Source organism: Mesorhizobium sp. M1A.T.Ca.IN.004.03.1.1 (genome assembly GCF_003997555.1).
Taxonomy (GTDB): domain Bacteria; phylum Pseudomonadota; class Alphaproteobacteria; order Rhizobiales; family Rhizobiaceae; genus Mesorhizobium.
The window spans coordinates 1-275 of record NZ_RZTV01000260.1 but is presented as its reverse complement, the minus strand read 5'-3'; the positions used below and the strand labels follow the sequence as shown (position 1 = coordinate 275).

Sequence of the window (275 nt, the reverse complement as noted above, 5' to 3'; positions counted from 1 at the left end):
CCCGCATGGCTGCGCATGCCGATGCCGATGACCGATACCTTCACCAGCCCCGATTCGTTCTGCACGACATCGTAGCCGATCTTCTCCTTATGGTCGCCGAGTACCTTGATCGCCTTCTCGACATCGCCGGATGGCACAGTGAAGGTCATGTCGGTCTTCGATCCGTCCTCGGAGATATTCTGGACGATCATGTCGACGTTGATATGGGATTCGGCAAGCGGCCCGAAGATCGCGGCGGAAACGCCCGGCCGGTCGGCAAGACGGCGAAGCGAGAT

The 275-nt window shown here is 59.6% G+C and carries 1 protein-coding gene; it reads right to left on the bottom strand.

Annotated elements, in window-relative coordinates:
* Positions 1–275: ACT domain-containing protein (locus tag EOD29_RS31610; protein ID WP_127248814.1), on the bottom strand; the 275-nt coding region annotated here is incomplete at both ends.